This window comes from Escherichia sp. E13S3 (assembly GCF_004212325.1).
Lineage (GTDB): Bacteria > Pseudomonadota > Gammaproteobacteria > Enterobacterales > Enterobacteriaceae > Escherichia.
Genome location: NZ_RHJR01000018.1, coordinates 355,254 through 369,035 on the forward strand (window position 1 = coordinate 355,254; position 13,782 = coordinate 369,035).

At 50.3% G+C, this 13,782-nt stretch carries 11 protein-coding genes and 4 pseudogenes; 11 read left to right on the plus strand and 4 right to left on the minus strand.

Annotated elements, in window-relative coordinates; translation table 11 throughout:
• Nucleotides 1-4 precede the first annotated feature (4 nt).
• From tssK to D9597_RS19350, 11 genes and pseudogenes are all read left to right on the plus strand, one after another.
• Nucleotides 5-271, plus strand: a pseudogene (tssK, locus tag D9597_RS19305) (type VI secretion system baseplate subunit TssK); the annotation flags it as partial.
• Nucleotides 272-273: 2 nt separating this feature from the next.
• Nucleotides 274-951, plus strand: a pseudogene (locus tag D9597_RS19310) (OmpA family protein); the annotation flags it as partial.
• A gap of 4 nt (nt 952-955) precedes the next feature.
• Nucleotides 956-1,447, plus strand: a complete 492-nt coding sequence (gene hcp, locus D9597_RS19315; RefSeq protein WP_024558534.1) for a type VI secretion system effector Hcp — start codon at nt 956-958, stop codon at nt 1,445-1,447.
• Between the two features lie 176 nt (nt 1,448-1,623).
• Nucleotides 1,624-4,263, plus strand: coding sequence for a type VI secretion system ATPase TssH (gene tssH, locus D9597_RS19320; RefSeq protein ID WP_130224045.1), 2,640 nt, complete (start codon nt 1,624-1,626; stop codon nt 4,261-4,263).
• Nucleotides 4,264-4,364: 101 nt separating this feature from the next.
• Nucleotides 4,365-5,960 carry a type VI secretion system protein TssA gene (gene tssA / locus D9597_RS19325; RefSeq protein WP_130224047.1) on the plus strand — a complete coding sequence of 532 codons (1,596 nt, stop codon included), beginning with the start codon at nt 4,365-4,367 and terminating at the stop codon, nt 5,958-5,960.
• Between the two features lie 230 nt (nt 5,961-6,190).
• Nucleotides 6,191-6,322: pseudogene (locus tag D9597_RS23205) on the plus strand (type VI secretion system baseplate subunit TssF); the annotation flags it as partial.
• Nucleotides 6,311-6,436: pseudogene (locus D9597_RS23600) on the plus strand (type VI secretion system lipoprotein TssJ); the annotation flags it as partial. The pseudogenes D9597_RS23205 and D9597_RS23600, both read left to right, overlap by 12 nt.
• Nucleotides 6,429-6,878, plus strand: a complete 450-nt coding sequence (tssE, locus tag D9597_RS19335; RefSeq protein ID WP_130207931.1) for a type VI secretion system baseplate subunit TssE — start codon at nt 6,429-6,431, stop codon at nt 6,876-6,878. The pseudogene D9597_RS23600 and the gene tssE, both read left to right, overlap by 8 nt.
• 123 nt (nt 6,879-7,001) lie before the next feature.
• Entirely contained in the window at nt 7,002-8,405 is a 1,404-nt protein-coding gene (locus tag D9597_RS19340) for a VasL domain-containing protein (protein ID WP_130224051.1), read from the plus strand.
• 321 nt (nt 8,406-8,726) lie between these two features.
• Entirely contained in the window at nt 8,727-9,020 is a 294-nt protein-coding gene (locus D9597_RS19345) for a DUF1778 domain-containing protein (protein WP_130224053.1), read from the plus strand.
• The gene (locus tag D9597_RS19350) at nt 9,017-9,505 is read left to right on the plus strand and encodes a GNAT family N-acetyltransferase (protein ID WP_130224055.1); all 489 of its coding nucleotides are present in this window, start codon (nt 9,017-9,019) and stop codon (nt 9,503-9,505) included. Before D9597_RS19345 ends, D9597_RS19350 begins: the two co-directional genes overlap by 4 nt.
• Before the next feature lie 532 nt (nt 9,506-10,037).
• Here the strand turns inward: D9597_RS19350 and D9597_RS19355 are convergent.
• The 4 genes from D9597_RS19355 to D9597_RS19370 form a co-directional block, all read right to left on the minus strand.
• Complete coding sequence (locus tag D9597_RS19355; protein ID WP_240780443.1) at nt 10,038-10,562, minus strand: hypothetical protein; 525 nt, start codon at nt 10,560-10,562, stop codon at nt 10,038-10,040.
• A 44-nt stretch (nt 10,563-10,606) separates the two neighbouring features.
• On the minus strand, nt 10,607-11,122 hold the full coding sequence (locus D9597_RS19360; protein ID WP_130224057.1) for a hypothetical protein: 516 nt from the start codon (nt 11,120-11,122) through the stop codon (nt 10,607-10,609).
• 1 nt (nt 11,123) lies between these two features.
• A complete protein-coding gene (locus tag D9597_RS23385; protein ID WP_240780444.1) occupies nt 11,124-11,669 on the minus strand; it encodes a hypothetical protein in 546 nt (181 codons plus the stop codon).
• Nucleotides 11,670-11,684: 15 nt separating this feature from the next.
• Nucleotides 11,685-13,782: RHS repeat-associated core domain-containing protein (locus D9597_RS19370; protein ID WP_130224059.1), on the minus strand; the 2,098-nt coding region annotated here is incomplete at its 5' end.

Here is a 13,782-nt window from a genome sequence, read left to right on the forward strand (position 1 = left end):
AAGGATGAAAATTTTTCGCCCACTTTGGGAGGACGGGGCTGCGCTGGCCCCGCAACAGTTCCAGCAGCAGGCCCGCTGGAATGCGCACGTTGCCGATACCGTTGCAAGGATGGGGATTTCCCATCCCTGGGGCGTGGTGAATGCTGAATTTGACACCGCCGCCCTGGCGCTGTCACGGCTAAATGCTACCCGTCTGGTGGTACGTTTCCAGGATGGCACGATCGTTGATACCGACCTGGCGGATAATCTTCCTCCGGTTTGTGATTTATCCGTCGCAATGTCGGCGACCACCTTGCCTTATACCACCATCTTACTGACACACCGGCAGAACCTAAACTCCAGGCCCAACAGCGTCTGCGCGCTGATGGTGCACTGCTGGATGACTGGCATCGTCGCGGTGAGCCTGTGCGTTATCGCCTCGGACTGTATCAGGGACTGCGTCTTGTACCTGTTATTGAAGCCGTCATGAACGACCTGGTACCACCGCTGCTCTCTTCACCTGTTATCCAAAAAATCGTCCCGGGGCAGAAGATTATCCGCCTCGACAGTATGTCGCTATTTGATTCCGGCAAATCGGTGCTGAAGGCCGGGTCCACCAAAATGTTGGTTAATTCACTGGTGGGAGTCAGAGCAAAACCGGGCTGGTTGATTGTGGTCGCTGGCCACACGGATAACACCGGGAACGCACAACTAAACCAGACGCTTTCTCAGAAACGTGCCGAAGCGGTGCGCGTCTGGATGCATGAAACCGGTGACGTACCGGAAAGCTGTTTTGCGGTACAGGGCTATGGCGAAAGCCGTCCGATCGCAACCAATGACACCCCGGAGGGCCGTGCGGTCAACCGCCGTGTCGAAATCAGTCTGGTACCGCAGGCTAATGCCTGTCAGATACCTGGACACACCCTGGCGTCATCGCAGGATGATGGCGCATCACAACATAATGGAGAGTAATTCCATGGCAATACCTGTTTATCTTTGGCTGAAGGACGATGGCGGCGCGGACATCAAAGGGTCTGTTGACGTTCAGGATCGTGAAGGCAGCATCGAAGTCGTGGCTCAGGAACACAACCTGTACATCCCGACTGATAACAACACAGGCAAACTGACCGGCACCCGTATCCATACCCCGTTCCTGTTCACCAAGGAAATCGACTCCTCCAGCCCGTACTTGTACAAGGCAGTGACCACCGGTCAGACCCTCAAGTCTGCCGAATTCAAGTGGTACAAAATCAACGACGCAGGCCAGGAAGTGGAGTACTTCAACACCAAACTTGAGAACGTGAAAGTGGTGAAGGTGAATCCTGAAATGTATGACATCAAGGATCCTTCTAAAGAGAAGCACAACCACCTTGAGCGCATTGAACTGCGTTACGAAAAAATCACCTGGACCTACAAAGACGGCAACATCATTCATTCCGATTCCTGGAACGAACGCGCCACCGCCTAAGCCACGAGCGGACAGAGTTTCTCTGTCCGTTTTTTGTTTTTGCTGAACGTCTGAAGCCAACGGGCTTTCAGCAAAAACTCCACAATCTGTCAGCACGACCGTATGCGCTTTGGTCTTCCTCACGGAAAACAGCGAGGGGCGGTAGTGTGTTCAGAAACCGACAAAGAGAGATATTCATGGAAAATCCAGCCATTTTGCTGCGACGTCTGAACCCTTATTGCGCCCGTGCGATGGAAGGCGCGGCTTCACTCTGTCAGATTCGCGCGCATGCGGAAATTTTGCCAGAGCACTGGCTGCTGAAACTTCTTGAGCAGGGCGAGGGGGATCTCACAGTGCTGGCACGCCGCTACGAGTGGGACATGGACACTCTCTGGCAAGATTTGCTTGCCTGGCTCGACAAACAACCGCACTCGGTGCGCCATCGCCCGCAGCTTTCAGAAAATATCCAGGTATTGATGCAACAAGCCTGGCTGATTGCCTCACTGGCGGGAGAAGAACAGATTCGAAGTCACCACCTGCTGATGGCGCTGGTGGCTAAACAGAAGCTGGTGCGCTGCGATGGTCTGTGGCCATTGCTGACTCTGGGCCAGAGCCAGTTAGAGTGCCTGCGCCCGCTACTGGATGCTCAGTCAGACGAGCGAGCGCAGGTACAGCAGGAAGCCGAACTCACGGGGAGTCATGGTGGGGACGTGGAGTTTATCGGGCGTCCAGCAGGGAGTGAGATGAAAGAAGGGGAACTGAGTCCGGCGCTGCAGAATGCGCTGGATAAATTCACCCATGACGTCACCGCCCAGGCGCGTGAAGGCAAAATTGATCCGGTATTTGGCCGCGATAGTGAAATCCGCCAGATGGTGGACATTCTTTCTCGTCGCCGAAAAAACAACCCAATCCTGGTCGGTGAGCCAGGTGTCGGGAAAACCGCACTGGTAGAAGGTCTGGCGCTCAGAATCTCTGACGGTAATGTCCCTGAATCCCTCAAACCGGTGGTGCTACGCACTCTTGACCTCGGGCTGCTGCAGGCGGGGGCGGGAGTGAAGGGGGAATTTGAGCAGCGCCTGAAAAACGTGATTAATGCTGTACAGCAGTCTCCGGTACCTGTCTTGCTGTTTATCGATGAGGCCCATACCATCATCGGCGCAGGTAACCAGGCGGGTGGTGCTGATGCTGCCAATCTGCTGAAACCAGCCCTGGCGCGCGGTGAGTTACGTACCATCGCCGCGACGACCTGGTCTGAGTATAAACAATACTTTGAGCGCGATGCCGCACTCGAACGCCGCTTCCAGATGGTGAAAGTTGACGAACCGGACGACGACACGGCTTGTCTGATGTTGCGTGGCCTGAAATCCCGGTATGCCGAACATCATAATGTGCACATCACTGATGATGCGGTGTGCGCTGCCGTTACGTTATCCCGACGTTATCTGACAGGCCGTCAACTCCCGGACAAAGCCGTTGACCTGCTCGACACTGCAAGCGCTCGCGTGCGTATGAGTCTCGACACCGTACCCGAACAGTTGACCCGTATCCGTTCCCGGATTACTTCTCTTGAAATGGAGAGACAAGCGCTACAGGAAGACATTACCGTCGGTAATCAAAACCACGGTGAACGCTTGACGGCAATTGAACAGGAAGAGAAAAACGTCATCGTTGAACTCCACGAACTTGAAACCCAGTACGGCCAGGAACTGAAACTTACTGAACAACTACGGGAAAGCCGCCAGGACATTTCCCGTCAGAGCGAAACGCATGCCCTGCAACAGGAGCTGGGCGGTTTACAGCAGGGCAATCCGTTGTTGTCGGTGGATGTGGATGTGCGCACTGTTGCAACAGTGATTGCCGACTGGACCGGCGTGCCGCTTTCTTCGCTGATGAAAGACGAACAGACCGAACTGCTTACCCTGGAAAATGAAATCGGCAAACGTGTAGTCGGTCAGAATATTGCGCTTGAAGCCATCGCCCGGCGCCTGCGCGCTGCTAAAACCGGCCTCACCTCTGAGAACGGTCCACAGGGTGTATTCCTGCTGGTTGGCCCAAGTGGTGTAGGAAAAACTGAAACCGCGCTGGCACTGGCGGATGCGCTGTACGGTGGCGAAAAATCGCTGATTACCATTAACCTGTCGGAATACCAGGAACCACACACAGTTTCCCAGCTGAAAGGTTCTCCACCTGGTTACGTCGGCTACGGCCAGGGCGGCATTCTTACTGAAGCCGTACGTAAGCGTCCGTACAGTGTGGTGCTGCTCGATGAAGTCGAAAAAGCGCACCGTGACGTGATGAATCTGTTCTATCAGGTATTCGATCGTGGTTTTATGCGCGACGGCGAAGGGCGAGAAATCGACTTCCGTAATACCGTTATTTTGATGACCTCCAACCTTGGTAGCGACCACCTGATGCAGTTGCTGAACGAACAACCGGAAGCCACCGAAGCAGACCTGCACGAACTGCTGCGCCCGATACTGCGCGACCACTTCCAGCCCGCGCTGCTCGCCCGTTTCCAGACCGTGATTTACCGTCCGCTGGCAGAAGCAGCCATGCACACGATTGTGGAGATGAAACTCTCCCATGTCAGCCAGCGCTTACAGCGCCACTACGGCCTGACCACGCTGATTGACGAAAGCCTGTACGACGCGCTGACCGCAGCCTGCCTGTTACCGGACACCGGGGCGCGCAATGTCGACAGCCTACTCAACCAACAAATTCTGCCGGTGCTGAGTCAGCAATTGCTGACTCATATGGCGGCGAAACAAAAGCCAGCGTCGTTGACGCTGGGGTGGAATGATGAAGAAGGGGTTGTGCTGGAGTTTAAATATGACTGAAGGAACCTTATGAGTCTGACAGATACCATCTTCAGCACGGCGAAAGTGGCAGTGACAGACCCGGTCGCCAGCACGAACCGTGATGCAGCGGAGGTCAATTGATGAGCACGTTAAATGCCCTGGTTAGCGCCTGTCAGACAGAGCCGACGACACTCCTTGACGCGACCCGTGAGCGAGTGGCGCAGTGGAACAATTGGCTGCAGCCGTTACCCGGAGAGTCATCAGTGGGAGATGACCCAGGTTATGACGATGGCTTCCAGCAAATGCGCGAGGAGGTCAACAAACTTTCCGGGGCGGATACTGAGCTTATCTGCCAGTTGGCGGAGAAAGTGCTCACCACCACCGCTAAAGACATTCGTGTGGCGACGTATTACTGCTGGGCCAGGTTGCATCGTGAAGGCGAGCAGGGGCTGGCAGAGGGGCTCGAACTGCTGGCGGGTCTGATAGACCGCTTCGGTGTGCAACTGCATCCACAGCGCAACCGCAGCCGTAAGGCAGCACTGGAGTGGCTGGCAGGTTCACGCATGACGGACTCTCTTTCGCTGTATCCTGAAGTGGTCAGGGAAGATGCGCTGCGTACCATCGGTGCGCTGCTGCTGATAGCGCAGCTCACCGAAAATGAGCCGGATGAAACCCGCCCAGAACTTAACGCACTGTATGGTGCGCTGGAAAACCGACTGCAGAAAGCGGGCGGTGTGGATGCAGTTGTACCGCAGAACGCCAGTACTACTGAGACACTTTCCACGGCGAGCCACAGCGATGCCCCTGCTATCGGGAGAATCACTTCCGGTCAGGATTTGCTGGCGCAGGCGCGCACTCTCAGCGAATACCTGCGCGAACAGCCCGACGGTTGGTTGTCGGCGCACCATCTGATGAAAAGTCTGCGTCACGATACCCTGCAGGCTATTCCGGCTCCAGATGCACAGGGGCGAACTCGCATCGAACCCCCAAGAGCAGACCAGCGAGCGCTGCTCAAACGCCTGTACCTGCAGCAAAACTGGGCTGAAATTCTGGAAACGGCAGACAGTACCTTTTCCCGCGGTGCCAACCACCTGTGGCTGGATCTGCAATGGTATATCCATCAGGCGCTGACGAAGTCCGGTAAGGAGATAGTGGCTGACATTATTGCCGCTGATCTGAAGGGGCTACTGACCCGACTATCCGGGCTGGAGACGCTGGCATTCAGTGACGGTACGCCGTTTGCTGATGAAGTGACGCTTAACTGGATCCAGCAGAGCGTACTGGATACTACTGCTGGGTGGGGCAATGAAACGCCTTCCGCCCGTATGGCCGAAGTGAACGACGACATTCTGGCGCTGGAGTCGGAAGCCGTGGCGCTGGCGGACAGCGAAAGCCCGGATGCGGCACTGAGCTGGTTACAACATCGACCGGGCATCGCCACTGCGCGGCAGCAGTGGCTGCTGCGCCTGCTAATGGGGCGTATTGCAGAACAGTACGGAAAAAATGAGCTCGCGGTGCACCTGTTTGCAGAGCTGGGTGAGCGTGCCACAGAAGTGGCCCTTAGCGACTGGGAACCCGAGCTGCTGTTTGAGGTACAGGCCCGTCATCTGAAACTCCTCAGACTGAAAGCCAGTCGCAGTGAGGCTGACAAGATTCGCCTCGGGCCTGCTATGGAAAAATTGCTAGGCGGGCTGATTCAGCTCGATCCGGCGCGGGCCGCGGTGTTATGTGGTTAGAGAAAGTTATTGGCTGGATAAAAGGAGGATGAATAAGTGTGGCTCATAATTTATAGCAAGGTACTTTCTCACATTTTTTTATCTGGTCAGTCATTCAGAAAAATAACTACTGAATTTGAGATTTTAAATGAGGAGATAAAACCTATGTCTCTGACTACTCGCGAAGTGGTGAGATAACTTCCACTTTTGGGGAAGAAAACATTGTTTCCTATATTTTGAGTAACTATTTTATGGAAGATTTAACCCTGCGTTATTACGACGCAGAAATGCGCTACCTGCGTGAAGCCGCGAAAGAGTTTGCACACAATCATCCGGACCGGGCAGCGATGTTAGACCTGGATAAGGCCGGCACTCCGGATCCGGTGAATAACACCTGGCGGATCGTGTTGAGTCGTGACGACCTTGACCCTGACTCAGCCAGAATCATTGAAGCAGGGAGTGAACGGTTGACTCTGAAGGTGTTGAAAGATGAATGACACTCCGCGTCCGTCGCTATATGAGACCCTGTTTGGGAATTTTACCGGAGGTCTGGATCTGAATCAGGTTAGCGAGCAGAACCAGATAATCCTCTCAGTACTGGACAATATGCAGCGCATTCTTAACAGTCGTGCCGGCACGCTGGCGCATCTGCCGGACTATGGTCTACCGGATATGACCAAAATTCTCCAGGGAATGCCGGGAACGGCGCATGAAATGATGGGGACGTTATCAACCGTACTGCTCAAATATGAGCCGCGCCTGAAAAAAATAACCGTTGTTCTGCTGGAACAGGCAGTCCCTGGCGAGCTGTGCTATGCCATTGACGCTGAACTCAAAGATGTTGGTCTGGTGCGTTATGGCACTGAATTTATGCCTGAAGGGCGAGTCCTGTTGAGACACCTGAAACAGCAGTATCTCGACACGGCAGCTCGTATTTAAGGCCTGGTTTTAGCGTTTCTCCCTAACCCCGTCAGTCTCTGCTACGCCCTGAATATGCAGAACACGAAGCTGCATAAACAATCATCTTCTATAACCGCAAGTACGTCAGATGGATAACTGGTCATGAATGACATTACCCCACGTAGAATCAAAACCGGTGGTGACCCGCGCAGGCTACCGGATTATGCCGCTTTGTGTGATGAACTCAATAAGCTAACGCATCCGGCTCGTCCTGATGTGAACTGGCGTTATGCTGAAAAACTGTGTCTCTCACTGTTTGAGCAAAATGGTGTTGAGCTGCAGACTGCGGCCTGGTATACGCTGGCCCGTACGCAGCTGGCCGGATTGTTTGGTCTGAATGAAGGGTTGGCAATACTGGAGGCTCTGATAAGCCATCAGTGGGGCGTGCTTTGGCCACAGCCTGTCCATGTTCGGATTGAGATCCTCAGTAATCTGAGCCAGCGTTTGCAACAACGGATGCGCTCACTTCCGCTGAAATACAGCGACCTTAGCCAACTGTATCGGGCAGAGCAACTGCTTACCCGTTTGGGGGCAGTTTTACAGCGCCTGGAACTCAGACATCTCAGTCAGCTGGATACATTGCGTACCCTGATACATAACAACGCTGTCAGGCTGGAGAACAGCGATGACACAATCTGTACAGGGGCGACAATTCAGTCGGGTATCGTTTCGCATGATCCGGTCATGAATGACGTGGGTATAACAACAGGTTCCCATACTGGTCGTTCGTTTGAAGATATCCGGACGCCAGACAGTGCAGTGCAATGGGTGTACGTTACGCAGCCGAACGTGGAGGTACTGCCGGCAATACCTGAGCCAGTAAAAAAATGGAAATCTTTTGTCGGTGGGATGTGTACCATGCTGGTGATAGGTGCAGCAACGCTATGGACGTGGCAGTTTTTGCATCGTCCGGACCCGTTACAAACCCAGTTTACTGCCTCTCTGGCACCGTTACCCGCCGTACTCACGCCTGAACAATTGGATTTATTGCGTCAGCAATCGCCGTTGCCACAAGCTTTAATTACGCAAACACAACAGCAGCTTACGCTTCTGGACAAGCTACCGCCGGACTGGCTCATAACCCGGGAAAGGCAGCTTGTCGAACAGGCCCAGGTGATATGGCCGGAGCGCGCAAAGCCCCTGATACAGCAGTGGCAGCAACAATTTAATGTCGCTGCGTTGCCGACAGAAAATTTGAATGGCTGGCATCAGGGAATGGTTACGCTACAGAAACTGAGTGAACGACTGAACGGACTGGATGAGCATAAGGGGAAATACATGACGGTCAGCGAGCTGAAGTCAGTGGTGTTTTCAACGATACAGTCTTTTAATCAATCCATACCGGCTGAAGAGCAACTGCGGATACTGGAACAGTCGTCGGCGGGACAACCACTTCCTCCTGCCGCAGGGGCTGAGGCAGAGATGCATCTGAAACAGCTCATCGCCAGATATGCCGACATTAGACAGAATGCTTTGAAATTAAAAGGCGTTAACGATTACGAATGACCTGTAGCAACGATCTGAAATTTACCGTAGCCAGAAAAAGAAAAAGCCCCGCTTTGTAGCGAGGCCTTATAAATTTGGTGCCCGACTCGAGAACTTTCAGTTATCTAGTAAGTTGAATTTCATCATAAATCTGTTTTGCCAAAATTGTCAAGACCCTGAGAATGATCCATATTTTTGCTGTTAAATCAAATTGATGAGAAACACATACAGGAAAACATTCGGTTCGATCCTCCGGTACGATTCCCTTTATATTTCCGTAATGACATTAGCGTTACACGTGATGTATAATTATTATCCAGAGACACTCCTGAGGATAACACCATGCCAGCCGCAAACAGCCTGTCTATCAAACGCGAAACGCTGAACCTGCGTATCAAACCCGCCGAGCGCGATCTCATCGATCGTGCAGCGAAAGCCAGAGGAAAAAACCGTACTGATTTTGTGCTGGAAGCCGCCCGTGCCGCAGCCGAGGAGGCACTGATCGAGCAGCGTATTATTATGGCCGATCCGCAGGCTTACCAGGAATTTCTTGCCCGTCTGGATCAGGCTCCTGCGCCAAACGCCGCGTTACGCAAAACCATGCAAACCTCCGCGCCGTGGGAGCAGGAAAAATGATCTCTGCTCCTGAGCCTCTCCACGCCGGGCATGTTCTGGCGTCGTTCTGTTGCGGCGTGGATTCAATGGATAACTGGCTGAAACAGCGGGCGATGAAAAACCAGATTACGGGCGCATCCCGTACCTTTGTCTGCTGCGACACGACTAAAGTGATGGCGTATTATTCGCTGGCCTCCAGCGCGGTAATGACAAACACCGCCCCCGGACGCTTTCGCCGCAATATGCCCGACCCGATCCCGGTTGTGGTGCTGGGCCGTTTAGCCGTGGATGCATCGCTGCATGGTCAGGGTATCGGACGGGCGCTGGTGCGTGATGCCGGGCTACGGGTGATTCAGGTCGCGGAAACCATCGGCATTCGTGGGATGCTGGTTCATACTCTGTCTGACGAAGCGCGGGAGTTTTATCTGCGGGTGGGGTTTGAGCCATCGCCGATTGATCCGATGATATTGATGGTGACATTGGGGGATTTGTCTATGATTGTATAATAATAACTCTTACTTTGACCAAGAGCGTTGTAGTTATTAACAGGCTGATTAATAAATTTAAAAATAATTCATCAGGAACACCAGATTAGCTACCCAAATTCTCATGCCGTGGAAGCGGAAGAAAAATACGCCCCCTGAATATCTTCATATCGGATATACATAATAAACTTGAGGTTGTATATTTGAAGAATTGAGTAGCCAGAGCCTTGTTGACATAAATCGACACGAACAACATGTTACTTAAAATATCACGAGTATATATTCAGACTTGTTTATGTTGCGACATGGATTCTACAGGCATCTGGCTGAAACAGTGAGTCGGGAAACTTTACAGGAGCGCCATAGTCATTAATGGATATCCGTAATATGCTGATGCAAAAGGGCAAGAAAATTAATGGCTATCATATCCACATTAGACAGCATCATCTTACTTGCACTCAACTATATAACTAATGCTAAGTGTAAGAAACGGGGATTATATCCCCTGCCAAGGACCTGTTGAAATATTAGTCTGGAATTTCGAGGCTGTAATTTAAATTGCTCCATTTGCCTTAGCATCAAGAATGAACTTTTCATACTCGCGTTCTGCAACAACAATAGGGACTGTTTTGCGATTATATAATTGCATTAACAACAATGTACGATGCCTTCCATCAGAAACACCAAATTCACTGTTAGATGCCTCTGGATATTCAACATACCCTTTTGATATATATTTTTTGATTTTATGCCATCTACGCGGATCAATGCAGAATGCTCCATCTCCTAATTTTTTAAGAAAGGCTAGCCCATCGACATATACAATCCTGGTAGGACAATGCCGATAGCGTACAGGAAGGGTAAAGATAATATTTTCAAAAGCAGGGAAAGTAAGACCTGAATCATCTTTAGGTATTGACTCAAAGGAATCAAAAGGATATTTTGTCATGTATTCATTTAGCTTTTCAATATCCATATTGGAAAACCACGATGCTTTCGGGAGAAATTTTTTATCTCTTTCTCTAATTTCTTTGATCGAATCTCCAAATATATCATCTAACCTCCACCCCTCTTTCATTTATGCTCCCCAAATAATGTAATATTAAAAATTCCGTTAATAAGTCAAATTTTATGAATGCTAATAATGGGTTTGTACCACTCAACCGAGAGAATATCTTCCATTTTATAAAAAACACCATAATCACTTTGATTATAATGCTCAATTTTATCAGCCATTTGTAATCTAATTTTGTCTTTGTAAATTCTGCTTCGGATCAAACTGGCGAAATTATATATATCAACTCTCAGATTGATAATATTATTTCTATCTGGGCGTCTTTCATGTAATATATCACGAAAAGAAACAAGTAATGTAATTAATTTTTTAGCCTCATTATTTTTAATATATCCTTTTTTAAATATACATAATGTTAATTTTGAAATGAAGCTGATTTTTATTTGTAAATTATAGATAGCATTATCGTTTGTCAGGCAGTTTATGACTTCAATCACTTCACGTGAGCGAATGTAATTGTTCAGCGCCTCCCATTCATCCATTCCTCGATGTAATGAAAGCTCCAATTGACGCAGAAAAGAATATAGCGTCAAGAGGAGGTTGTTATTATAATATGTATTCATATTAGTCTTGTTTTGGTACAAACTCCGAGTTAAATGTAATCGCCTGTTTCCATATGGTACCTGCGGTAAAAAAAATTTTAGCTTTACTGGTATATAGTATATTGCTATATTCTGATGTTCCACCTGTTACTGAGTTTTTCCCTATTACGCCGGAAAATTCTGTTGATTTTATTTGTTTTTTTAACCAATTAACAGCCTTTGACAAACAAATTACTTTGTCATCAGAATCAGAGGAATTAATTTCTGTCATTAGCAAGATGTTTCTACCATTATGTTCAATAAATCTTCCTGGTTTAATCTGTATGCCACCTGAATAACGATCGATTGAACTGTATTTAATTCTTTTATTTTTCAAAAATACATTCGGGAATAAATAAATTTGAAAGCAATTCGATGGTATTTCATTGATTGGTAATTTGAATGTTTTTGCATAGTCATCCTCAAGTGAAAACCAAATGGCCGTTAATTGATATCGCTCAGATAATAAAGTTATCCACTGCAATAGTTCATTTGTTATGCAAAAAATGTGTAACCTAGATGATGACATTCTCTTACCCTATTTTTAGTTGTATGGAGTAAAATTAACAGTTGATCCTGTTTCATTTTCAAGATCGTCTATTGCTTCTCTTTCTCGTTTAATTGGCTCATTTTTTGCATTGTTTTTCCCAACGTTTTCATAGTATTTTTCTTGCGTTTTTGAGTTTGTGAATGTGATGTCAGGACGCCTTGCTTCTTTATTTCCGCCTGGGGTTGGTATATAATCTTCCTTTTTATTTCCTCCGGCAGTATGTTTCCATCCTTTACCAAGAATACTCTTTAATTCTTTAATACGCCTCATAATGGTTCTATTATGAGGTCCTCGTCCACCAGTCTTTGGTCCCCGTTTTTTACCAGATCTGGCTAAGCCATATAAATCCCACCAACCCAAGGAATTAGGAACATACTGATAAAAATCCTCCCCACCAGCTAGCCCTATCGGATCTGATGAGATGTACTGCCCTGAGTCGCAATCATAATACCTGAATCGGTTGTAGTACAGACCTGATTCGCTATCCGCATATTGCCCCGGAAACCGCAGGTGGCATACTGGGGCATCATCTTTATTAATACCTTCCTCACGCCCCCATAGTTGTTGCTTACCCTGCCAGACGATGGTGCCATCTTCGGTTAGTAGTTCCTGAATACGTCCGATAGTATCTGCTACCGAATAATATAGTTGTCCCTTCTCATAACGTGCCAGAGGCGTGAAATCTCCCGGCTCGTATATCCAGCGGATGGCGTTTTCGGCTTCCGGTTTGCCGTCAGCGCCGACCGGAATTTCCTCCGTCAACTGGTCGCCATTCCAGTGGAAGCCCATGCTGGGTTTGTCGCGGTTGGTACAGCGTTTGCTGATGCGTCTGCCGAACGGGTCGTATTTATACTCCCAGCGCTCACCGTCCGGGGTTTCCAGCCCGGTTAACTGGCTACGCGCATCCCATCTGTAACGCCATTCCAGCGGTCGGTAACCGCCTTTATCCACCAGCTTCTGTACCAGCCTGCCGTTAACATCATACTTCCAGGTGATGTTATGGGCGTTCACCACTCTGACAAATTTTCCGTCTTCCCCTTTTCCGGTGTCCGGGTTAATGCGGTGTGTTGTGTGCCGCCAGCCTTCATGCTCACTGGATACCACCCGGCCATGCAGGTTCTGCTGGTGCGTCTCACTTTCCAGGACTTCATTCACACGGGTCTGGCGGCGGGTGATGTTCAGGTTTTTGTCGTAAGTGAACAGTTCCTCGCACAGCGGAAACTGACTGGAGTCTCCCGTCCAGGTGGCATGACTTATCTGGTCGTTTGCCGTGATGGTGTTGAACATGGAGCCGCGCAGCGAATCGGCGATTGCGGTCAGATTATAGGCTTTGTCATACAGCCACTGGCGCTCCAGGCTCCGGTTCCGCTCATACGGCCCGGCCCGGTGGTCCCCGGCATTCTGCTTTGTCGGCATTCCTGTGCGGGTGTAAGCCAGCGTCTGGTAAAATCCGGCCTCACTCCGTCTGGACGTTTCAAGGCCGCGCAGGTCATATTCAAACGTCAGCGGGGCATGGTTCGCTATCTGCCAGGCGGTCAGATACCCCATCTGGTTGCGGGTAAAGTACTCTGTGATGCCTGCGGTGGTGCGCTGTGAAACCGTATCCAGATTACTGTCGTAACTGTATTCTGTACGCCTGCCATTGATTGTCTCAGCCACAACCCTGCTGGCACTGTCATATTCATACGTAACAGTGGCATCGTCGTTTTTCGCCTCCACCAGACGGCACAGCGCGTCATAGCGGAAGGTGGTGGCGCTCAGGATGCGGTCGCTGTCGCCCTGAGTGACTTCTTCATCCGTCACCTGGTCGGTCACGTTGTAGCGGCGGTTCAGGTGTGTGCCATCCGGGAAGGTGGTGCGGATACAGCGCCCGGCCGCATCGTAGCTGTAGGTCAGCGTCCGTCCGGTGAAGTCGGTTTCCGCGATAAGCTGCCCGGCTTTGTCGTATTCCAGGTAGTAGTGCTCACCTTCGGCGTTGATGATTTCGGTCAGGCGGGTCAGCTTGTCGTAGCGGCACTCCAGCCGTTCACCATCCGGGCGGATAACCGCTGTTAGCAGGTCAAACGCACCGTATTCGTAGCGGGTGGTTTTG

Coding starts and splice junctions, on each gene's coding strand:
- D9597_RS19355 (WP_240780443.1), bottom strand. CDS start 10,562: ATGAAAGAGGGGTGGAGGTTAGATGATATATTTGGAGATTCGATCAAA.
- D9597_RS19345 (WP_130224053.1), top strand. CDS start 8,727: ATGCCAGCCGCAAACAGCCTGTCTATCAAACGCGAAACGCTGAACCTG.
- D9597_RS19360 (WP_130224057.1), bottom strand. CDS start 11,122: ATGAATACATATTATAATAACAACCTCCTCTTGACGCTATATTCTTTT.
- D9597_RS19350 (WP_130224055.1), top strand. CDS start 9,017: ATGATCTCTGCTCCTGAGCCTCTCCACGCCGGGCATGTTCTGGCGTCG.
- D9597_RS23385 (WP_240780444.1), bottom strand. CDS start 11,669: ATGTCATCATCTAGGTTACACATTTTTTGCATAACAAATGAACTATTG.
- D9597_RS19340 (WP_130224051.1), top strand. CDS start 7,002: ATGAATGACATTACCCCACGTAGAATCAAAACCGGTGGTGACCCGCGC.
- tssE (WP_130207931.1), top strand. CDS start 6,429: ATGAATGACACTCCGCGTCCGTCGCTATATGAGACCCTGTTTGGGAAT.
- tssH (WP_130224045.1), top strand. CDS start 1,624: ATGGAAAATCCAGCCATTTTGCTGCGACGTCTGAACCCTTATTGCGCC.
- hcp (WP_024558534.1), top strand. CDS start 956: ATGGCAATACCTGTTTATCTTTGGCTGAAGGACGATGGCGGCGCGGAC.
- tssA (WP_130224047.1), top strand. CDS start 4,365: ATGAGCACGTTAAATGCCCTGGTTAGCGCCTGTCAGACAGAGCCGACG.